The sequence below is a fragment of the Salinivibrio sp. MA440 genome (assembly GCF_001996265.1).
Classification (GTDB): Bacteria; Pseudomonadota; Gammaproteobacteria; order Enterobacterales; family Vibrionaceae; genus Salinivibrio; species Salinivibrio costicola.
On record NZ_MUFI01000002.1, the window covers coordinates 41760 to 62562 of the forward strand.

General features: G+C 50.2%; 19 protein-coding genes. 10 read left to right on the plus strand and 9 right to left on the minus strand.

Features of this window, described 5'->3' with window-relative positions:
- Nucleotides 1-7 precede the first annotated feature (7 nt).
- The 5 genes from murC to lpxC all read left to right on the plus strand — a co-directional run bounded on the left by murC (nt 8) and on the right by lpxC (nt 5970).
- Complete coding sequence (murC, locus tag BZG80_RS00840) at nt 8-1465, plus strand: UDP-N-acetylmuramate--L-alanine ligase (protein WP_077459859.1); 1458 nt, start codon at nt 8-10, stop codon at nt 1463-1465.
- A gap of 224 nt (nt 1466-1689) precedes the next feature.
- On the plus strand, nt 1690-2460 hold the full coding sequence (locus BZG80_RS00845; protein WP_198532910.1) for a cell division protein FtsQ/DivIB: 771 nt from the start codon (nt 1690-1692) through the stop codon (nt 2458-2460).
- Nucleotides 2461-2472: 12 nt separating this feature from the next.
- Nucleotides 2473-3729 (plus strand): cell division protein FtsA, encoded by a 1257-nt coding sequence (ftsA, locus tag BZG80_RS00850; RefSeq protein WP_077459858.1) that lies wholly within the window; start codon nt 2473-2475, stop codon nt 3727-3729.
- A 33-nt stretch (nt 3730-3762) separates the two neighbouring features.
- Nucleotides 3763-4935 carry a cell division protein FtsZ gene (gene ftsZ / locus BZG80_RS00855; protein WP_021022615.1) on the plus strand — a complete coding sequence of 391 codons (1173 nt, stop codon included), beginning with the start codon at nt 3763-3765 and terminating at the stop codon, nt 4933-4935.
- Nucleotides 4936-5052: 117 nt separating this feature from the next.
- Nucleotides 5053-5970: a UDP-3-O-acyl-N-acetylglucosamine deacetylase gene (gene lpxC / locus BZG80_RS00860; RefSeq protein ID WP_025744297.1), complete on the plus strand. Its 918-nt coding sequence runs from the start codon at nt 5053-5055 to the stop codon at nt 5968-5970.
- 150 nt (nt 5971-6120) lie between these two features.
- Here the strand turns inward: lpxC and BZG80_RS00865 are convergent, their stop codons facing one another.
- Nucleotides 6121-6579, minus strand: a complete 459-nt coding sequence (locus BZG80_RS00865) for a DUF721 domain-containing protein (RefSeq protein ID WP_021022613.1) — start codon at nt 6577-6579, stop codon at nt 6121-6123.
- Between the two features lie 482 nt (nt 6580-7061).
- Between BZG80_RS00865 and secA the strand changes: the two genes are divergently transcribed.
- Nucleotides 7062-9794: a preprotein translocase subunit SecA gene (gene secA, locus BZG80_RS00870; protein ID WP_021022612.1), complete on the plus strand. Its 2733-nt coding sequence runs from the start codon at nt 7062-7064 to the stop codon at nt 9792-9794.
- 63 nt (nt 9795-9857) lie between these two features.
- Nucleotides 9858-10253 carry an 8-oxo-dGTP diphosphatase MutT gene (gene mutT, locus BZG80_RS00875; RefSeq protein ID WP_021022611.1) on the plus strand — a complete coding sequence of 132 codons (396 nt, stop codon included), beginning with the start codon at nt 9858-9860 and terminating at the stop codon, nt 10251-10253.
- A 167-nt stretch (nt 10254-10420) separates the two neighbouring features.
- Here the strand turns inward: mutT and yacG are convergent, their stop codons facing one another.
- The 8 genes from yacG to nadC form a co-directional block, all read right to left on the minus strand.
- Nucleotides 10421-10621: a DNA gyrase inhibitor YacG gene (gene yacG / locus BZG80_RS00880; protein ID WP_021022610.1), complete on the minus strand. Its 201-nt coding sequence runs from the start codon at nt 10619-10621 to the stop codon at nt 10421-10423.
- A 10-nt stretch (nt 10622-10631) separates the two neighbouring features.
- Nucleotides 10632-11372 (minus strand): cell division protein ZapD, encoded by a 741-nt coding sequence (zapD, locus tag BZG80_RS00885; protein WP_021022609.1) that lies wholly within the window; start codon nt 11370-11372, stop codon nt 10632-10634.
- 23 nt (nt 11373-11395) lie between these two features.
- Complete coding sequence (gene coaE, locus BZG80_RS00890; RefSeq protein WP_077678562.1) at nt 11396-12010, minus strand: dephospho-CoA kinase; 615 nt, start codon at nt 12008-12010, stop codon at nt 11396-11398.
- Nucleotides 12010-12879 (minus strand): prepilin peptidase, encoded by an 870-nt coding sequence (locus tag BZG80_RS00895; protein ID WP_077459854.1) that lies wholly within the window; start codon nt 12877-12879, stop codon nt 12010-12012. Before BZG80_RS00895 ends, coaE begins: the two co-directional genes overlap by 1 nt.
- 72 nt (nt 12880-12951) lie before the next feature.
- Complete coding sequence (locus tag BZG80_RS00900; protein ID WP_077576198.1) at nt 12952-14175, minus strand: type II secretion system F family protein; 1224 nt, start codon at nt 14173-14175, stop codon at nt 12952-12954.
- Nucleotides 14176-14178: 3 nt separating this feature from the next.
- A complete protein-coding gene (locus BZG80_RS00905; RefSeq protein WP_077678563.1) occupies nt 14179-15861 on the minus strand; it encodes a GspE/PulE family protein in 1683 nt (560 codons plus the stop codon).
- Nucleotides 15862-15907: 46 nt separating this feature from the next.
- Complete coding sequence (locus BZG80_RS00910) at nt 15908-16360, minus strand: prepilin-type N-terminal cleavage/methylation domain-containing protein (protein ID WP_077669168.1); 453 nt, start codon at nt 16358-16360, stop codon at nt 15908-15910.
- Nucleotides 16361-16624: 264 nt separating this feature from the next.
- Entirely contained in the window at nt 16625-17527 is a 903-nt protein-coding gene (nadC, locus tag BZG80_RS00915) for a carboxylating nicotinate-nucleotide diphosphorylase (RefSeq protein ID WP_077459851.1), read from the minus strand.
- 186 nt (nt 17528-17713) lie between these two features.
- Here nadC and BZG80_RS00920 point away from each other — a divergent pair, with 186 nt between their 5' ends.
- Genes BZG80_RS00920 through ampD form a run of 3 tightly spaced genes read left to right on the plus strand, consistent with a single transcriptional unit; the run spans nt 17714 to nt 20594 of the window.
- On the plus strand, nt 17714-18709 hold the full coding sequence (locus BZG80_RS00920; RefSeq protein WP_021022601.1) for an ABC transporter substrate-binding protein: 996 nt from the start codon (nt 17714-17716) through the stop codon (nt 18707-18709).
- A complete protein-coding gene (locus tag BZG80_RS00925) occupies nt 18706-20010 on the plus strand; it encodes a diguanylate cyclase domain-containing protein (protein WP_077459850.1) in 1305 nt (434 codons plus the stop codon). The genes BZG80_RS00920 and BZG80_RS00925 overlap by 4 nt, the downstream gene beginning before the upstream one ends.
- Nucleotides 20011-20036: 26 nt before the next feature.
- Complete coding sequence (gene ampD, locus BZG80_RS00930; RefSeq protein WP_077678564.1) at nt 20037-20594, plus strand: 1,6-anhydro-N-acetylmuramyl-L-alanine amidase AmpD; 558 nt, start codon at nt 20037-20039, stop codon at nt 20592-20594.
- Nucleotides 20595-20803 lie beyond the last annotated feature (209 nt).

The window sequence follows — 20803 nt, forward strand, 5'->3', positions numbered from 1 at the left end:
ATAGATAATGGGTAAATTGGATAATCAGCAGCTGGAAAAACTTCGCGCCATGATCCCGGAAATGCGCCGGGTCAAGCGGATCCATTTTGTCGGGATTGGCGGTGCAGGCATGTGCGGTATTGCTGAGGTGCTGATTAATGAAGGTTACCAAATAACCGGCTCGGATCTTGCACAGAATATCGTCACGGAGCGATTGGCATCCATGGGGGCGCAGATCTTTATCGGTCATCAAGCGAGCCATATAGAACAAGCCAGTGTGGTGGTGGTATCAACAGCGATTAAAGCTGACAACCCGGAAGTTGAAGCGGCAAAAGCTTTACGGATCCCGGTGGTCAGACGGGCAGAAATGCTTGCCGAATTAATGCGCTACCGGCATGGTATTGCCGTTGCCGGCACCCACGGCAAAACCACCACGACCGCGATGGTAACGCAGATCTTTTCTGAGGCAGGCCTGGATCCCACTTTCGTGAATGGCGGGTTAGTAAAAAGTGCGGGCACCAATGCACGTTTGGGAAGCAGTCGTTATTTGATTGCAGAGGCGGATGAGAGCGACGCGTCGTTTTTACACTTGCAGCCTATGGTCGCCATTGTGACCAATATTGAAGCGGATCACATGGATACCTATGGCGGTAGTTTCGCAAAACTGCAACAGACGTTTATCGACTTTCTCCATAATCTGCCGTTCTATGGTTTAGCGGTGGTGTGCATTGATGATCCCGTGGTTCGCGAGTTAATTCCGTCGATTGGTCGTCAAGTGATCACCTATGGGTTCTCGCAGGATGCGGATGTATGTTTACATGATTACCAGCAACATGGGCAATGTGGCATTTTTAAAGTGACACGCCCTGGCCGCGAAACCTTGACCATTCGCTTGAATACGCCAGGCCAGCACAACGCCCTGAATGCGGCAGCAGCGATTGCGGTAGCAACCGAAGACGGGGTGGACGACGACGCTATTTTACGTGCCCTCGCTAATTTTGCCGGGACGGGACGCCGTTTCGATCAACTTGGCGAGTTTCCGGTCGATGACGGTACTGCCTTGCTGGTGGACGATTACGGCCATCACCCTAGCGAAGTGGATGTTACGATTAAAGCCGCACGCGGTGGCTGGCAAAACCATCGCTTGGTTATGATTTTTCAGCCACATCGTTATAGTCGTACGCGCGATCTTTATGATGATTTTGCCAATGTGTTGGAAAAAGTCGACGTGTTGCTGATGCTAGATGTGTATGCGGCTGGTGAAACCCCGATTGCGGGAGCCGATGGGAGAAGTCTTTGTCGTAGCATTCGCGCTCGCGGCAAGCTGGACCCGATTTTTGTGCCGAATGCCGACGCCTTACCCTCCGCGCTCGCCAATGTTATTCAAGCGAATGACTTGGTTTTAACACAAGGGGCGGGAGATATTGGTAAAGTAGCGAAAAACTTAGCGGCAAAACAGCTAGACAAGGCTGAAATGGCACAATAAAACACAAGTTGGCAACGTAAAAACGGCGCGCAATTGCGCTCTTGGTGACCAAAAAATAGATTTTTATCGCGTTCAGGAGCCAAAATGCGCGCAATAGATCCCAGCTTATGTATGAAAATGCATATCTGTGTTGGAGTGCTTGGCGCGGGATCGCTATAATCAGTCGGTTTTTTCGCGATGAGTGTCAAGTAGCATCGACACAAGGCGATAAGATAGGTATGAGCATGGTTAATGCCCTTACACGAGTGCAAGGAATGGTGCAGCTGGATCGCCAAAAAAGCGCATCACTCGCGTTTTTAATTGGGGTTATTATCCTGATGCTCTTTGGTCTAGCTCGTGTGATTGATTGGATGAGTGATGAGCAGCAGCTCCCCTTATCGCAACTGATGCTCGAAGGCGACCAGACTTACGTGACAGCGACGCAAGTCCGAGAGGCGGTGTTGTCAGTGGGCGAGTTAAAGAGCTTTATGCTGCAGGATGTGGATAGCATCCAGAGCAGCATTGAGGCTCTGCCTTGGGTGAAGCATGTGGCCGTGAGAAAGCAATGGCCGGATACCTTGAAGGTGCACATCACTGAATATCGCGCGAGTGCGATTTGGAACGGGCAAAAGTTGCTCACACCAAGCGGTGAGGTTTTTGATGGTTCACCCAGTGATGTGGCTGACAAATCGTTAATTTCGCTACACGGCACACCCCGCTCAGCTGAAGAAGTGCTGGCGACGAGTCGTGAACTGGAAAAGAAACTGCGGAAAATTGGTTTATCGATACAAGCGCTGTCACTGAATAAACGTCGGTCTTGGCGTATCGTGACACGAGATGGCGTACGGATTGAGTTAGGGCGGACAGCCCGGCAAGAACGGCTTGCTCGCTTGGTCGCGTTATACCCGCGGATCAGTGCGCAAGATAAAACAATTGCCTATGTAGATTTGCGTTATGACACGGGCGCGGCCGTTGGCTGGAAAAGCGAAACAGGCCCCGCGAATAGCCAAGATTAAGAGATGGTGTGAATGAATAAAACGACAGATAAGTCACTGATAGTTGGGCTCGATATTGGGACGTCCAAAGTGTCTACTCTGGTCAGTGAAGTACTGCCAGACGGCACCATCAACGTACTGGGTGTGGGCAGCAGCCCATCACGCGGCATGGATAAGGGTGGCGTTAACGACTTAGAATCTGTGGTTAAATCTGTTCAGCGTGCGGTGAATGAAGCAGAGATGATGGCCGATTGCCAAATCAGTTCTGTCTATCTTTCTTTGTCAGGAAAGCACATTCACTGCCAAACTGAGAGAGGCATGGGGACAATTTCGGATGAAGAGGTTACCCAAGACGATATAGACAACGTGATTCATACCGCAAAGTCGGTCAAAATCAGTGATGAGCAGCGCGTGCTGCATGTGATCCCGCAAGAATACAAAATCGATTACCAAGAAGGGATCAAAAATCCGCTCGGCCTATCTGGCGTAAGGATGGAAGCCAGTGTGCACCTCATCACATGTCACAATGATACCGCGAAAAATATTGAGAAAGCCGTGGAGCGTTGTGGTCTTAGAGTGGATCAACTGATTTTCTCCGGGCTATCAGCGAGCCATGCGGTGATCACGCCGGATGAACGAGAGCTCGGCGTGTGCGTGGTCGATATTGGCGGCGGCACCATGGATCTTGCAGTTTGGACCGGCGGCGCACTTCGGCATGCCGAGGTCATTCCTTATGCGGGCAATGTGATCACCAGCGATATAGCCTATGCCTTTGGCACTCCACTGGCGGATGCAGAAGACATTAAAGTGAAATATGGCTGTGCATTGAGTGAGTTGGTGAATAAGGATGCAAAAGTCAATGTGCCGAGCGTGGGTGGACGCCCGTCGCGGACGTTACAGCGACAAACCTTGTCTGAAGTGATTGAGCCGCGTTGTTCAGAATTGTTGGGACTGGTGAATCAAAAATTAGTCGCCATTCAAGAAAAACTGCGTAGCGATGGTGTGAAACATCAAATGGCAGCTGGAATAGTGCTTACTGGCGGGGCATCACAAATGCACGGGCTGGTTGAATGCGCGGAACGCGTGTTCCAAAACCAAGTGCGTGTTGGACAGCCAGCCAATGTCACGGGACTGACTGATTATGTACAAGCGCCTTGCTATGCAACCGCGGTTGGGCTTTTACACTACGGTAAAGAAAGCTTGCTGACAGAAACGAGTGAACCAGAACAAAAGCGGGCTGTGGCTAGCTGGATTAAGACGCTGAGTAGCTGGTTTAAGAAAGAATTTTAACCCTGATGCGAACAGGAAGGACGGAGAGAACTCATGTTTGAACCGATGATGGAAATGTCTGACGATGCGGTGATTAAGGTCGTCGGCATTGGCGGTGGCGGTGGTAACGCCGTTGAACATATGGTGCGTGAGTCAATCGAAGGGGTTGACTTTATTAGCATTAATACGGATGCCCAAGCACTACGGAAAAGCAGTGTCGGCACGGTCATTCAAATTGGCGGTGATATCACCAAAGGACTTGGCGCGGGGGCAAATCCGCAAGTTGGGCGTGATTCCGCACTCGAAGATCGCGATGCGATTAAAGCTGAGCTCGAAGGTGCCGATATGGTATTTATCGCAGCCGGAATGGGCGGTGGTACCGGCACCGGGGGAGCGCCTGTTATCGCGGAAATCGCGAAAGAAATGGGGATTCTGACCGTTGCTGTGGTCACCAAACCTTTCAGCTTCGAAGGTAAAAAGCGACTGGCGTTTGCCGAGCAAGGAATCGAAGAGCTGTCAAAGCAAGTTGACTCGCTGATTACGATTCCCAACGAAAAATTGCTTAAGGTGCTAGGTCGCGGCATTACCTTGCTGGATGCCTTTGCGAAGGCGAACGATGTGTTACGCAATGCCGTACAAGGGATTGCAGAACTGATCACACGCCCTGGCCATATTAACGTCGACTTTGCTGACGTACGCACTGTGATGTCAGAAATGGGACACGCAATGATGGGCAGTGGTGTTGCAACGGGCGAAGATCGTGCTGAAGAAGCGGCAGAGATGGCAATTTCTAGCCCACTTCTTGAAGACATCGACTTGGCGGGTGCGCGTGGTGTGCTAGTCAACATTACAGCAGGCTTTGATATGCGTCTTGATGAGTTCGAGACTGTGGGTAACACCGTCAAAGCATTTGCATCAGACAACGCCACTGTGGTGATCGGAACGTCGATGGATCCAGAAATGAGCGATGAGCTGCGAGTGACTGTGGTGGCGACCGGGATTGGCAACGAACGTAAGCCAGACATTACCTTGGTCACCAATGCACAGTCTGGGCAAGCAAAAGCCGAGCCTAAAAAGGCACAGCCTTTGCAGGATAAACCTCAGGCGGCAAGTTCAAACCCAGCGGCGAAAGAGCAGCCAGCTGCTTCATCGAATGCAGCACCAAAATCGCAGACTGAGCATGATTATCTCGATATTCCTGCGTTTTTGCGTAAACAAGCTGACTGATCGCAATTGCTTGGTTTGTAGCCAGTGATGTGCTACCATCTCGCTCCCCTTGTCTAAGGTGACAGGGTAATGAGTGACGCAGAGCACACTTTTTTGAGAAAAAGTTGAGATAAGCCGATGATTAGACAGCGAACATTGAAAAGTATGGTCCAAACGACTGGTGTGGGTCTCCACTCTGGGCGTAAGGTTACGCTTACTCTGCGTCCGGCTCCTGCCAACACCGGTGTGATTTATCGTCGCACTGACATGGAGCCGCCGGTTGATTTTCCGGCCAACCCTGAGGATGTGCGCGATACCATGCTGTGCACCGCCTTAGTGAATGACGCGGGTGTTCGCATCTCAACCGTTGAGCATCTCAGTGCTGCAATAGCAGGAATGGGTATCGATAACATCATTATCGAAGTGAATGCGCCAGAAATCCCGATTATGGATGGCAGTTCAAGCCCGTTTATTTTCTTGCTGCAGTCTGCGGGTATCGATGTCCAAAATGCGCCAAAACGATTCATTCGTATCAAAAAGCCTGTTCGCATTGAAGACGATGATAAGTGGGCGGAACTGTTGCCTTATAACGGCTTCCGTCTCGACTTTGCCATCGAATTCGACCATCCGGCGATTGAATCGGAGCAACAAAACTTGGTGCTCGACTTCTCAAGTCAATCTTTTATTAAAGACTTGAGCCGCGCGCGAACCTTCGGTTTTATGCGTGATATCGAATACTTGCAGTCACAAAACTTGTGTTTGGGTGGCAGCTTTGACTGCGCGATTGTTCTGGATGATTATCGCATCTTGAACGAAGACGGCCTACGTTTTGACAATGAACTGGTTAAGCACAAAGTCCTGGATGCCATTGGTGACTTGTACATGTGTGGACACAGTATTCTTGGTGAAATGCGCGCCTACAAATCAGGCCATGCCTTAAACAACAAGCTGTTACGCGCGGTGTTGGCCGATCAAGAAGCGTGGGAGTGGGTCACATTTGAAGAGACTGAAACCTCTCCTGTGGCATTTGCTGAACCGGGAATGGTATTGGCCTAAGCGATATCCTTGCGCATAAGCTACTACTTGCGTATACGCTACTATTTGCGTATAAGCTACTAGATGGCGTGACCGCTGACAGAAAGCGGTATGAAGCCTAACCGCTAGGCATCATAACCAAATACTCGATTAAGATAAAAAAGCCAGAGTTTACTCTGGCTTTTTTTGATCATGGGCCAGGTTAGCCAATGCTTCAAATCGTGCTTTTAATGTTGGGGAAGCGCCTTCCCCTAACGCGCGAAGCAACTCGCCAGAGGCTTGGCTAAGATGACGAGAAGGAGCCTTCTCGTGGTCTGTTCTGTCCGCGGCGGCTAATGCTGGATTAATATTCACCTCAATGGTCGTCAAGCTCGCGAGGCCTTTGGTGCGTAACACCGAGAGCAGGTGCTGACGCTCATAGTTAAGTCGCATGGCCCAAGCGGCGCTACCTACTTCAATCACTAATACGCCATCACGATAATTGGCAACGCGACATGCCTTTGAGGTTTCACCGGGCAACAATGCTAAGATCAGCTTGTTTAGCTTGGCAAGCTCGACCGCGCGTTGGGCAATGTTGTTGGAGTCGCTCTCTAGCAGGTGTAGCGTTGAGCGAGGACGATGGTCTCTCATAGCACAATAACTGCCTTTTTTGTCATCAATTCGGTGTGGGAACGGGCGCACAGCGTCTAATTTTCGCTAATTGATCCCTTGAGTCCTAGATTTGTCATAGGATGTGAGACTATTTTACCTTATCATACATGCGTGACCCCAGCATGTAAGCTAACCCATTTGATCAATTAGGGATTGCTGGGGGAGTACAATATACAGTGCGCGAATCATTCACAGGTAAGTGTCGCATGGGTACGGCGATAAGGGAGAACCTTTTTCCCTTCCGTCTATCACATTATCAGTTACGTGGAAATTGTTGTGAAGCGGCGTGATCGCCCTTGAATTCTGTCCGATTTGGCTCCACTTAAAAGAGATAAGCCTTGTTATCTCATGTTGAATCGATGAGCTTAAGCCAACCCGCGTTGAACTGAAACACGCCAACAGAGTGGCAGTGTAGCGGCCGCCCATGTGGGAAGACCATTAAAAAGAGTACCGGCAACGCCATGTTATCGAAAGTCCTGACTAAAGTTATCGGAAGCCGAAATGACCGCACCTTGCGTCGGCTGCGAAAAGTTGTTGATGAAATCAACAAACTCGAACCCCAATTTGAAGCGTTGAACGACGATGCGCTAAAAGCTAAAACCGTTGAGTTCCGCGAGCGCTTAGATCAAGGTGCTGAACTGGATGATCTTATTCCAGAAGCCTTTGCAACAGTACGAGAAGCCTCGAAGCGTGTCTTCGGTCTGCGCCATTTTGATGTGCAGATGATTGGTGGGATTGTGCTGCATAACGGCAAAATTGCCGAGATGCGTACCGGTGAGGGTAAAACGCTCACGGCGACCCTGCCTTCCTACCTGAACGCGTTAACCGGCAAGTCGGTTCACATTATCACCGTCAATGATTACTTGGCCGAGCGTGATGCTGAAACCAACCGTCCTTTGTTTGAGTTTCTAGGGATGACGGTTGGCGTCAATGTACCGAATATGCCGCCGGAAGCGAAAAAAGCCGCCTATGCGTGCGATGTGCTGTACGGCACGAATAACGAATTCGGTTTTGATTATTTGCGTGACAATATGGCGTTTCGCGCCGAAGACCGCGTTCAGCGTGATCGCTACTTCTCTATCGTCGATGAGGTCGATTCCATCTTAATTGATGAAGCGCGAACGCCATTAATTATCTCGGGGCCGGCAGAAGATAGCTCCGAAATGTACCAGCGCATTAATGCCTTGATTCCGAGCTTAAAGCAGCAAGCAGAAGAAGACACCGAAGATTATCAAGGTGATGGCCATTTCACGGTCGATGAAAAGGCGAAGCAGGTTTACATGACCGAAAACGGTCAAGAGTTTGTTGAAGACTTGCTGAAGAAAAACGGCTTGATGGGAGAGGATGATACCCTTTATTCGCCCGCCAACATCAGCCTTATCCATCACATTAATGCCGCCCTGCGCGCGCATGTTTTGTTTGAGCGTGATGTTGACTACATCATTAAAGACGACGAGATCATTATTGTTGATGAGCACACTGGCCGTACTATGCCAGGTCGTCGCTGGTCTGAAGGCTTACACCAAGCCGTAGAAGCCAAGGAAGGGGTGAAAATCCAAAACGAGAACCAAACGCTGGCCTCGATTACCTTCCAGAACTTTTTCCGTCTCTACGATAAGCTTTCAGGCATGACCGGGACCGCTGATACCGAAGCGTTCGAGTTCCAGTCGATTTATGGACTCGATACCGTTGTGATCCCCACCAACCGTCCGATGGTGCGAAAAGACCATGCGGATCAGGTTTATATGACCGAGAAAGAAAAGTTTGTCGCGATTGCTGAAGACATCAAAGCACGTGCAAAAGCCGGTCAGCCTGTATTGGTGGGCACGGTATCGATTGAAAAGTCTGAGCTGTTGTCTGATGCGCTTAACAAAGATGGCATTAAGCACCAGGTACTGAATGCGAAGTTCCACGCGCACGAAGCGGATATTGTGGAGCAAGCCGGTTATCCAGGCGCAGTCACCATTGCGACCAACATGGCGGGCCGTGGTACGGATATTGTTCTGGGCGGAAGCTGGAAACAGGTTCTCGGTGATGTCGAAAACCCCACCGATGCCCAAGTGGAAGCGGCGAAAGAAAAATGGCAACAGCTGCACGACCAAGTGGTCGAAGCCGGCGGCTTACACATCATTGGTACCGAACGTCACGAATCGCGTCGTATTGATAACCAATTACGTGGTCGTGCCGGACGTCAAGGTGATCCGGGCTCAACCCGTTTTTATCTATCCATGGACGACTCACTGATGCGCATTTTTGCATCAGAGAAGGTGTCCAATATGATGAAGCGCCTCGGGATGGCTGAAGGGGAAGCGATTGAACACCCCTGGGTTAACAAAGCGATTGAGAATGCGCAGCGCAAAGTTGAAGGCCGTAACTTTGATATTCGTAAGCAGCTGCTTGAGTTCGATGACGTCGCCAACGATCAGCGTAAAGTGGTTTATGAATTGCGTGATGCATTGCTCGTCTCAAATGACATCAGTGAGATGATTGAGCACAACCGCGAAGACGTGGTTAATACCATTGTTAACCAATATATCCCGCCACAGTCGTTAGAAGAAATGTGGGATATTGCTGGGCTTGAGAAGCGCTTAAAAGCCGATTTTGATATCGAGCTGCCGATTCAACAATGGTTGGATGAAGATGACAAGCTCTACGAAGAGTTGCTGCGTGAACGTATTCTGACTGCCTTAATTGAGGTGTACAAAGGTAAAGAAGAAGCCGTTGGTGCGGAAACGCTGCGTAACTTTGAGAAGGCGGTCATGCTACAAACGCTCGACACCCTTTGGAAAGAGCATTTGGCGGCGATGGATCATCTGCGTCAAGGCATTCATTTGCGTGGCTATGCCCAGAAAAACCCGAAACAAGAGTATAAGCGCGAGTCGTTTGAGCTGTTTGAAGGCATGTTAGATGCATTAAAAACCGATGTCGTGACCGCTTTGAGTCGTGTTCGTGTTCAGCAGCCTGACGACGTTGAGCGCATGGAAGCTGAACGTCAAGCACGTGCTGAGAAAGCGGCGCGTCAGCAACAGGTTAATCATGCGCAGGCTGAAAACCAGTTTGATGATGGTGAAAGCGCTGAACGTGACGACAGCGGCAACGAAACCGTGGTACGTGATGGGCGAAAAGTTGGCCGAAACGAGCCTTGTCCTTGCGGATCAGGGAAGAAATTTAAACAGTGTCACGGTAGAATCTAGCCCCTGACCCTGTGTTAGCAAAAAGGCCGTTTTCGCGGCCTTTTTTTATTATTAGGAGAGTGCATGAAACGGGTAAGTATTGCCGCGGGCATTATTGTCAATTCGGCACAAGATCAGGTGTTTATTACACGTCGTCACGATCAGGCCCACCAAGGAGGAAAGTGGGAGTTTCCAGGCGGGAAAATTGAAGGCAGTGAAACGCCTAAACGCGCTCTGCTCCGTGAACTCAAAGAAGAAGTGGGTATTGATGCCACCGAGGTCAGTCCGTTTATTTCGTTAGACTTTGATTTTCCAGATAAAGCCTTGAGCTTAGATTTTTTCTTAGTGTGTCGTTTTGATGGTGAGCCGGCTGGTTGTGAAGGCCAAGAGGGGGTTTGGGCGCCTATCGCTGAGCTGGATAACTATACGTTTCCAGACGCGAATGACGCCGTACTTGAGAAAATTCACGCCCGATTTTGACTAGGTTGCACTAGCACTAGCACTAGCACTAGCACTAACACCAAGACTAACACGCGAGCGGGGCGAAGGACGCTCGCTATTGTGTTAATACAGTTTGCTACGCGAAGTGAGCGCAGCCTGCTCAGTGAAGTGAATGCAGCCTGCTCAGTGAAGTGAATGCAGCCTGCTCAGTCGGGCTGCTCTTCTGACCACAAGTCATCATCCGAGATATCAGGTGCACCGGGGATGGCTTTTTCTTCACTGGCCCACTCGCCTAAATCGATCAGTTGACAGCGTTTACTACAAAATGGACGGTGTGGACTCACCTCTCCCCAAACCACAGGCTGTTGACAGGTCGGGCATTTCACCACAGTGGGGGTATTACTCACGTACTTCTCCTTAACAGACACTGATATGAACAGGCATATTGTCGGCGACCTCATGATCATCGTCAAATGGCATAAACCGGATGGCGAAGCGGTTTTTATGGCCTGATACCAAAGGATACACGCCCAGATCCGGTGCCAGTTTTAGCCGAATTAAACAAGCGCCATCGGCTTCTTGTTGATAAAACCCTTGTTTTACTGTTGCGGTGCCGCCGTGTGCGCTTTCGCGTGTTAGTTGCAGCCAAAAAGCGAGTGCATCACGCAGCGGCGATAGGGTAGCCATCCAAGTTTGAATCGCATTTTGCCGGGCCGCGAGCGGCTGATGCAACCAATAATGGAAAACGGGCAAATCAAAACTGCAACTGCCTCCGGGAATCGAGAAGCGTTGCTTGATGCTGGTTAAGAAGCGATCTTCCCGCAGTGGCTGACCAAAGCGTTTGGCCTGGAGCACCGAACGTTGGTGCGCGGCCACCTGATCGAGTAGCTGATTCAGCTGGGTTTGATCCACTTGCGGTACGTTTGCCCATGCGTTGAGCTTTTTCTTCAGTTTATCCAAATCCTTGGCTAAGTCTGCTTTTACTTGCACCTGCTCTAAAATTTCCAATAAATCGAATAAACTGCGGAAAAATTGAATATGGTGGCAGGGTGCTGAAAGGCCGCTCACTTCGTCCAGTTGGTCGAGCAGGTACTCCAGGCGCAAATAAATACGCACCTGTTCATTGAGTGGGTGTTCATACACAGTGAGGCTGGTCATAAGCGTTGAGCTATCCTGTCCGGCTATACACCGGCGTTTGCCTGGGTTGCCAAGGTTAAATACGTGTGGTGTAAGGCATCAACTTGTCGATCAAGTTCCGCCTCCGTGTAGGTATTGTCGATCACGTCATCAGCCACGTCGAGGCGTTGTTGACGACTGGCTTGCGCGGCCAAGATTGCCTGAACTTGTTGTTGGCTGACCTGATCGCGCGCCAAGGTTCGGGTTATCTGGGTGGCCGGGTCAACATCCACCACAAGGATGCGATCGGCTAATGTCATCAGGTTATTTTCTACTAATAAGGGCACGACAAGCAAACAATACTGAGATTGCGCGTCGGCGCAAGCTTGAATCATGCGGGTACGAATCAACGGGTGGAGTAAATTGTCAAGCCATTGCTTGTCGTCTGGTTGGCTAAATACACGCTCACGAAGCCACGCCCGCGCCAGGCTACCATCATGATTTAATGCCAACGCACCAAAGCGCGCCACAATCGCATCCAGTCCTTGGCTGCCAGGTTTTACTACCTCACGTGCAATCACGTCAGCATCGACAATATCGATCCCTTTTGCGGCAAACCGGTCCGCTACTGTGGTTTTACCGCTACCAATCCCGCCGGTTAATCCGACTACCCATGCCATTAGATGACTCCTAAAATGTGTGACAGATACCAGTGTAACAGGCTATCGCCCCAAAGCAGACTTAGCCAGCCAGCCGTGGCAATGAAAGGGCCAAAGGCAAACGCATGTTGCATACCTTGCCGCTGAGAACGAAGCCATAGCGCGCCGACAACGGCCCCGCTCATGGAGGCCATTAAAATTAACAGGGGTAACGCTTGCCAGCCCACCCAAGCGCCCAAGGCAGCAAAAAGCTTAAAATCACCGTAGCCCATGCCTTCTTTGCCAGTGATCAGTTTGAATGTCCAAAATAAGCTCCAAAGGCTGAGGTAGCCAATCATGGCGCCTGTTACGCTGTCTGCCAATGATACTGGGCTGACGCCGATGAGTGCGAGTGCGATCCCGGCCCAAAGAAGCGGCAACGTGATTTGATCGGGGAGCAGCATGGTGTCCCAGTCGATCATCGTCAGCGCAAGTAATGTCAGGCTTGCGCCCATCACTGCGATGGCCCAACCAGGTGAGGTGATCAGCCAAGCGGGCAGTATGCAGACGAGGGCACCCATCAGCTCAATTAACGGATACCGCTTACTGATCCGGGTTTGACAATGCCGGCAGTGGCCTTTTAACGCGAGCCAGCTAATCAGCGGGATATTGTCGTACCAAGCAATCGCTGTGTGGCAATGTGGGCAATGCGAAGCGGGTAAGCTTAAATCAAAGCGCGTGTCGTCTGGCGCATCGATATTGGCGTCAGGAAAGCTAAGCCGGCATTCTTGGCGCCACTGGCGTTCCATCATTGTCGGTAAACGGGCGATCACCACGTTTAAAAAGCTGCCAAAAACCAGACCCAGCAGGCCGGCTATCACGATAAAAAACGGGGAGGAGAACACCAACATGACACCTGCTTATTACTTGTTGCTTGTTGTGCGCGAATCATAGCGCGTTACGTATCGAGACTCTATCTTGGCTTAGCCGAGAACGGACATCAGATTAAAAATAGGAAGGTACATGGCAACCACCAAGCCACCAATGAGTAATCCGAGTACTAAAATCAGCAGTGGCTCAATGATCTTACCCAGATTATCGACGGTGTTATCAACCTCTTCCTCGTAAATCACTGCCACCCGATTAAGCATGGTGTCTAACGCGCCAGACTCTTCACCAATCATGATCATTTGCGTCATCATATTGGGAAAACGGCCACTTTCACGTAACGCTTGATAGAGCGGGATCCCGGTAGCTGTGTGTGCAGACACTCGAATGAGTCCGTGTGCATAATAGTCGTTGGTGAGAATATTGGTTGCCGATTTAAGTCCGGAGATCAGTGGGATCCCAGCGCTAAAGGTTGTGGCCAGTGTGCGGGAAAACTTCGCGATACAGGCTTTGCTCAGCACCTCACCGATGATAGGCAGTTTAAGTAGCCAGCGGTGATAGTGGTACCGATAGCGCGGGTGATGCCGTTGTAGCCATTTATGCGATAACATCAGGACAATCAAGATAGCGGCAATGGTCGGCGCATGGGTGGTCATCCAATCAGACAATGCCAGCACTTGCCGTGTGAGCCAAGGTAGGGGCGCACCAAAAGAGTCAAAAATCTGCTTAAATTTTGGGATCACGAACAAAAGTAAGTAAGTGCTAACACCGAGCGCAACACTGACGACGATGGTGGGATAAATCATGGCTTTCATCACCTTACTGCGCAGCAAGGCTTGTTTTTCCCGATATAGTGCAAGGCGAGCAAATACCAAAGGAAGTTGACCGGTTTGTTCGCCGGTGGCGACCAGATCACAGTAAAAGCGATCAAATAGGGGGCTGGCTTGCGCCAAGGCCGTGCTTAAGCTGGTGCCAGCTTCTAGTTGTTGACGAAGGTAGCGAACCACCAAGCGCATTTCTGCTTTGACTTGATTCTCTTCTATCAGGTTGAGTGCCTGAACAATCGGGATGCCAGACTCTAACAAGGTAGTGAGTTCGCGTGAAAACTGGGTAATATCGGCCGCTTTGGCTTTGTGCTGGCGTTGTTGCCAGCTAGAAAGGCGTCGACGTATTAAGCGTGTTGGCAAGATAGCTTGGCCGGCGAGTTGCTGGCGGGCATCGTGCTCAGAATACGCAAATACTTGGCCTTTCTGGTGTCGCCCAAACGGCACGGCTTGACGCCAATGAAAGACGAATAACGTTTGCTTGGCCATGATCATTCCTTATGCCAGTTGGATCACGCGACTGAGTTCTTGCACACTGGTGATCCCTTGATTGAGTTTGGCAATGCCGGACTCTGCCAGCCGCCACATGCCTTGTTGGCAAGCGAGTTGGGTGAGCTCGCTAGCACTGGCATGGCGATAAATCGCGTCAGTAATGGTGTCATCGATAGGCAGCACCTCATAAATGCCGGTTCGACCTTGATAACCTTGGTCACAGCGGTAACAGCCGCGAGGATTGGCTTGATAGATTTGAGTGGGGTCGCAGCGCGGATAAAGGCGCATCAGCTGGGTCAAGCTTGGGTCATCACGCGGGTGAGGCTGCTTACAGACGGGACAGAGCCGGCGCACCAGCCTTTGCGCCACTACCAAGGTCAATGAGCTGGCGAGGTTGTATGGCGCGATCCCCATATGTGCTAAACGCGTGATGCTCTCTGCGGCAGAGTTGGTATGTAAGGTTGAGAGCACCAAATGGCCAGTTTGTGCGGCTTTAATACTGATCTCTGCGGTGTCGGTATCGCGTACTTCTCCCACCATGACTACGTCGGGATCTTGGCGTAAAAAGGCGCGGAGGGCGGTCGCAAAATCGAGTCCGATCCGCGTATTGACATTAACTTGGTTGATCCCATTAAGCTGGATCTCGACCGGATCTTCAACGGTGGCAATGTTTCGCTGCGGCTGATTGAGATAGTGCAAACCGCTGTATAATGAGACAGTTTTACCGCTCCCGGTTGGCCCGGTGAATAAAATCATTCCTTGTGGTTGATCGAGCGCTGCTTGATAGTGCTGGCGCTGCCACTCGGTTAAGCCTAAATCATGCAGCGTCAGTTGCTGCTGATCATTATTCAATAAGCGAACCACCACTTTTTCACCCCAGACCGTTGGTAAGGTCGATACCCGCATATCGACCGTATGCTCGGCAGTAAGGGTCAATTTGATTCGCCCATCTTGCGGTAAGCGTCGTTCGGCAATATTGAGTTGGGCTAAGATCTTGAGTCGCGTGGATAACCGCCGCGAGACGCCCGCGGGCGGATGGGCATAGGTTTGCAGTAAACCGTCTTGGCGAAACCGTATTTGGAAGTGATCCTCAAACGGTTCAAAATGCACGTCGGACGCTTTTTTTCGTACCGCATCAACTAATATTTGCTGGATATAGCGGCTAATGGGCGCCTGATCGCTTTGCAGTTCCGCGCTATCTTCTTGCGGACTATCGGTGACGGTCAGGGCCGCTAAATCCTGATCACTGATGGTGATGCCATCGCCGGTGCCCTCAATATCTGCGCCGTATAAATGGCGCAGCGCTGCGTCTAAATCCGGCTGGCTTAACACCACCAAACGGACATTGAGTCCGGTTGAAAAGCGAAAATCAGCCACCGCCTCTGTGTTATCTGGGTCACTGACGCCGAGCAACAGCTCTTTGCCTTGCTGGGCAAGCGGCAACACTTGATGGCGCTGAATCAAATCGCGCCGGTCGAGGGCATAGCAGGTAGCTTTAAACGGATACTGATGGCTTTCCGAAAAAGGTAGGTGATGCTGACTCGCGAGGGTGTGGGCGAGCGCGGTGGGGTCAACCCCGGCATCGAGTAAACGGGAGACGCTAAGCGGTGTGCCATCGCCAATGCCCAACGCATGGCGCTGGGCATCGGTCAATAAGCCGGCTTGATACAACTGAGCAGTTGGGATCATTGTTGGTGCGAGTAAAAATTATGCTAGATATATTTAATACAGCGGGTTAGGCGTTTCCGCCGCTGCCTTCTTCTTTTTCGCAACCATTGACATCGAGTTTAGCGGGGTGCGTGCAAGACCATCCACCGAACTCATTACGTTTTAGAACAACTTTATCGCTGCCATCGTCACCCGGGAGCCCCTCAACGCTGATGGATAGTTTGCCCTCGACTTCACTATCTCTTTCGAGTTTGACATTGTCGGGGATGCCTAGGGCCTCTTCGATCGTTTTTGATTCGCCATTTATCTCGATCGTGTCTGAGTTCTCAGGGAACTTGCCTTCTTCCATTATCGACGCTTCGATGACCGAGCGCATATTGGTTAATGTGGCAATTGCGGCAGTAACTTTGGCTTTATCTTGATACTTTTGGTATTGCGGAATGGCGATGGCAGTCAGGGCGCCAATAATGCCAATGACCACGAGTAACTCAATCAAACTAAACCCTTGTTGCTTTTGCATCCTATGTCTCTCCTCTCAATGATGGTCGGCCGCCAACTCGGTGGCCGCGAGTGCAGCGACTTTACGCTTGTGAGCGTGGCACAAAAAAGAGGGGCAACATGAGTTTGAGAGTGAAGGGTAAAAGCTGGATGTAAGATTTTGTTTTTTCTGTTGTAGTGTTCGACTCACCACAAATTTTTTGTCACGAAAGCGCGATAAAAAGGCCGCCCATCGTGGGCGGCCTGGTCGACTCTGGGTGAGCGTACGTGTTATTGAAAGTACGTGTTATTGAAAACGCATGGATAAATCGAGCGCGGTCACGTGCTTGGTAAGCGCGCCCACGGAAATATAATCTACGCCTGTGGACGCGTATTCAGACAGAGTATCCAAGGTGACATTGCCCGAGACTTCAAGCGCCACACGGCCTTGGTTGAGTGCAACCGCTTCGCGCATCATCGGCACGCTAAAATTATCTAACATCACAATGTCGGCGCCGGCCTCAATGGCTTGTTTTAGCTCATCCAGATTTTCTGTCTCTACTTCCACCGGTTTATCTGGATTCAGACGACGAGCCTCTTGCACCGCATTGGCAATCCCGTCGCAGGCAAGAATGTGGTTTTCTTTAATGAGATACGCATCGAACACACCAATACGGTGATTGTGTCCGCCGCCACAAGCGACTGCATATTTGAGTGCACTACGCAGGCCTGGCACGGTTTTGCGGGTGTCCAATAGCTTGGTCTCCGTCCCTTGTAACTGTGCCACATAAGTTGCCGTTTTACTGGCGCAGCCTGACAAGGTCTGGATAAAGTTCATCGCATTGCGCTCACCCGTTAATAACACGCGTGACGGTCCTTTTAAGGTGCACAAGGTTTGATTGGCAGTGATCGCGTCGCCATCGGTCACATGCCAGGTTAAGGAGACCTCGCCACCCAGTTGTTTGAATACTTCGTTAGCATAATCTTGGCCACAAAATACGCCATCTTCACGCGTAATCAGTACCGCGGTCGACACCGAATCGGCCGGAATCAGGCTGGCGGTAATATCTTTACGCGCGTCAAGATCGCCCCCTAAATCTTCACGCAATGCGTCGCTGACGGCACGGGGCACATCCGTTTTTAGATGAGAGGTGAGATAGGCAAGACGGCTTTTGCTGTCATGAACAGCATGAAAAGGAGTCGATGTCATTATGGCTTACCGCGGTGATGAAAAAACGTGGCGAAATGATAACGCTGGTTGGGGGGAAATGCAGCTTTTCTCTCCGGTTTCCGCGTCGGCGTCCATTTTATTATCGACACCCTGACTAGAAAATTACCCATGCATTGCCTGCTCATTTGTCTACACTTTGATCAGTTCTAGTAAAGAGGTAGCGTCATGAAACGCGGATTGGCACTGATGACGATGATATTCGCTGCACTGGCAGGTTTTAGTGTCTGGCAGCACCTACGTTTACCCGCGTCTACCTCATTGTCACCATTGACGATTGCGGTTTCATTAACGCCGTTGTCAGCGCCTATCATCGTTGCCAAAGAACAAGGTTTATTTAAAAAACATGGCATAGACATGACGCTAAAACCGGTTCATGGCGGAGTGAAAAGTTTTCAAGCACTGGTTGCGGGAGAGGCGGACTTAGCCACGACGTCAGAAACAGTGGCGATGTTTAATAGCTTTGAAAGAGAGGATTTTAACATTCTGACTAGCTTTGTTGAGTCAGACAATGATGTGAAACTGTGGTCTATCCATCGTGCAATTGGTCACTCGCTCCCTGATGCGCTTCGGAGCGCACGTGTTGGAGTGGTCGCGTCAAGCGCGAGTGAGTACTTCTTCGACTCATTGCTCCAGCTGTATGATATGCCAACTGAGACAATAGAGAAGGTTTATTACTCGCCTGAGGCGTTGCCGTCGGCACTGCTCGACAATGAAGTTGATGCGATTGCTATTTGGGAACCTTACGGCTATCAACTAGTAAAACGAGCCCATGAGTCAGTACAAGCACTCGATAGTAAAGGCTTACATAGCTTATCTTTTTTATTGGTAAGTGATCGTTTAGTTGCGAAAAAGCAGCACCAAGATATGCGTCGCGTCATTCGAGCCTTGGATGAAGCGGTAGATGTTATTCATCAACGGCCTGAGCAAGCGAAAGCCCAGGTCGCTGCGTATCTTTCAATGTCCGACGACAAGCTCGGCTGGCTTTGGCAGGACTATTTATTTCGCCTGTCGTTAAACGACTCTTTACTGTTGCGTTTAAAAAACCAAGCTCGGTGGGCGCAACGCGCGGGATTGGTTACGGGACCAACACCATCGTATCGTCATTTACTTAACCCTGGCCCCTTGGTTGAAGCAACTCAAAAAGTGAGTCTATTAGAATGAAAATCGGTCAGCAGTTAAACATCGTTGTTTACGCATGTGCGGCATTGACGCTGGTAACACTATTGATCACGGTAGAGCTTTTTCAGAAACAAAGTCAGACGCAAGTACGCTTAGATAGAATTGTTGCGGTGCATTCTCAAATTGACAGTTTACGCGGTCGTTTGTGGCTATATCGTCAATACCCCAGTGCGCAAACCCGCCAAGATGTATATCAATCAACCAATGCGTTGCGGGCTCAGCTATCCAGTGACCAGCATGCGATTCCTCCCCAGTCAGTGCAGTCTATGACGCAAGCGGCGGACAGTATTGACCGTTTGCTGGATACCACAACAGGCCAATTTGGTCGGGAGCAGAGCGTTGATGAAGGGCGGCTGATGCTTTTTTCACGATTTAATATTTTACTACAAGCCATGAGCGAGGCGGCATTTTCTGTGCGTCAGCAAGCGATGCATGATGCATCTAAACAGCAGAAAATGTTGCTTGTTGTCCATGGTGGTATTTTGGTGCTGTTGGCCTTATTAGTAACGATTTTTGCGACCCGTTTACGACGACGTTTAAGACAACGCTTAAAAACATTACACAGCACGGTTACTCAGATTAAAAAAGGTGATTTAACCACTGAATTAATCATGACCGATAAAGATGAACTGACCGAACTGGCGGATCATGTCAATGAAATGAAGCATGCGCTTAGCCATACCATGGTGGATAAAAACCAACTGAGTGAAGAAGTCGCACGGCAAACACAACAGCTTCGCGAGCAACAACACCAGCTTAAATTTTTAGCGGAGCATGATGAATTAACAGGTTTATTTAACCGACGTGCGTTTGAATCGCATGTCGATGTGGCTTTGATGCGGGCCAACCGAGCACAAACGAATGCTGCGTTACTGTTTATCGACTTGAATAACTTTAAACAAGTCAATGATACCTACGGCCACGGGGTCGGGGATGAGTTGCTCAGGGTTGTGAGCCAACGTCTAAAGCACGCCGTCCGTCGTTCTGATTTAGTCGGGCGTTTAGGCGGTGACGAATTTATCGTGTGGTTGGATCTTTTGACAGATAAAGATGCATTGAATGAAGTTATTCGCCGTATTCAAGATGATGTCCATGCACCTATATTAACCGAGAAAGCAGAGTTATCACTGGTGAGTAGTATTGGCGTCAGTTGCTTTCCTACCGACGGATTGGAGTTGCAACAAATGATGAATCAAGCCGATGCGGCCATGTATTACGCGAAAACACATGCTAACGAGCGGCACTGCTTATATTCCAATCTGCCTGCCGAGCGGATACAGTAACGAATTTTGCGACACGAGTAGCTTGCATGTCTTTTTCCCGCATCGACGATCATTGGCTAGCGGGCGCGCGCGCCTGTCCTTCTCCCCATTATAACTCACGCCCGGATAGCGAGGATATTTCCTTGCTGGTGGTTCACAATATCAGCCTGCCCCCCGGCCAGTTCGACGGTCCCTATATTGAGCAATTTTTTCAGGGCAACCTCGACGCTGACGCGCACCCTTATTTTGCCCAGATCCGTGATCTTCGCGTGTCCGCTCACCTACTGATCCGACGAGATGGAAGTGTGATCCAGTTTGTACCATTCAACGAACGCGCATGGCATGCTGGCATCTCGTGTTTTGACGGTCGGCAGCAATGTAACGATTTTTCTATCGGTATTGAGCTTGAGGGCACGGACACACTTCCATACACCGACCAGCAGTATCAATCGTTAGCGGCGATCACGCAGACGCTGATGCAGTACTATCCAGCCATCACTCGTGATCGGATCACAGGACATCAACATATTGCGCCCGGACGGAAGACCGATCCTGGCCATGTGTTTGACTGGGAAAGATTACACCTACTGCTCAATGCTGCCTAACAAAGTAGTTATACTTTTTTGGTCTGACCAATTTTAGAGCGCCGTGAAAAAACAACTGTCAGGTGACGAATACAGGGGTTTCCATGATGTCAATCAAAGTTCAGGTGGACAGAATATCCGCTGTCTGGTAACTTTAGAGAATAATAAAGTAATTGGTCTTACCAATTTACAATCAGTCAGTTTCTGCAGCTAAGCGCCAAGCTTGAGGG

Bases quoted from the DNA above. Each gene is read 5' to 3' on its own strand.
- murC (WP_077459859.1), top strand. From the start codon at position 8: ATGGGTAAATTGGATAATCAGCAGCTGGAAAAACTTCGCGCCATGATC.
- BZG80_RS00845 (WP_198532910.1), top strand. From the start codon at position 1,690: ATGGTTAATGCCCTTACACGAGTGCAAGGAATGGTGCAGCTGGATCGC.
- ftsA (WP_077459858.1), top strand. From the start codon at position 2,473: ATGAATAAAACGACAGATAAGTCACTGATAGTTGGGCTCGATATTGGG.
- ftsZ (WP_021022615.1), top strand. From the start codon at position 3,763: ATGTTTGAACCGATGATGGAAATGTCTGACGATGCGGTGATTAAGGTC.
- lpxC (WP_025744297.1), top strand. From the start codon at position 5,053: ATGATTAGACAGCGAACATTGAAAAGTATGGTCCAAACGACTGGTGTG.
- BZG80_RS00865 (WP_021022613.1), bottom strand. From the start codon at position 6,579: ATGAGAGACCATCGTCCTCGCTCAACGCTACACCTGCTAGAGAGCGAC.
- secA (WP_021022612.1), top strand. From the start codon at position 7,062: ATGTTATCGAAAGTCCTGACTAAAGTTATCGGAAGCCGAAATGACCGC.
- mutT (WP_021022611.1), top strand. From the start codon at position 9,858: ATGAAACGGGTAAGTATTGCCGCGGGCATTATTGTCAATTCGGCACAA.
- zapD (WP_021022609.1), bottom strand. From the start codon at position 11,372: ATGACCAGCCTCACTGTGTATGAACACCCACTCAATGAACAGGTGCGT.
- coaE (WP_077678562.1), bottom strand. From the start codon at position 12,010: ATGGCATGGGTAGTCGGATTAACCGGCGGGATTGGTAGCGGTAAAACC.
- BZG80_RS00895 (WP_077459854.1), bottom strand. From the start codon at position 12,879: ATGTTGGTGTTCTCCTCCCCGTTTTTTATCGTGATAGCCGGCCTGCTG.
- BZG80_RS00900 (WP_077576198.1), bottom strand. From the start codon at position 14,175: ATGATCATGGCCAAGCAAACGTTATTCGTCTTTCATTGGCGTCAAGCC.
- BZG80_RS00905 (WP_077678563.1), bottom strand. From the start codon at position 15,861: ATGATCCCAACTGCTCAGTTGTATCAAGCCGGCTTATTGACCGATGCC.
- BZG80_RS00910 (WP_077669168.1), bottom strand. From the start codon at position 16,360: ATGCAAAAGCAACAAGGGTTTAGTTTGATTGAGTTACTCGTGGTCATT.
- nadC (WP_077459851.1), bottom strand. From the start codon at position 17,527: ATGACATCGACTCCTTTTCATGCTGTTCATGACAGCAAAAGCCGTCTT.
- BZG80_RS00920 (WP_021022601.1), top strand. From the start codon at position 17,714: ATGAAACGCGGATTGGCACTGATGACGATGATATTCGCTGCACTGGCA.
- BZG80_RS00925 (WP_077459850.1), top strand. From the start codon at position 18,706: ATGAAAATCGGTCAGCAGTTAAACATCGTTGTTTACGCATGTGCGGCA.
- ampD (WP_077678564.1), top strand. From the start codon at position 20,037: ATGTCTTTTTCCCGCATCGACGATCATTGGCTAGCGGGCGCGCGCGCC.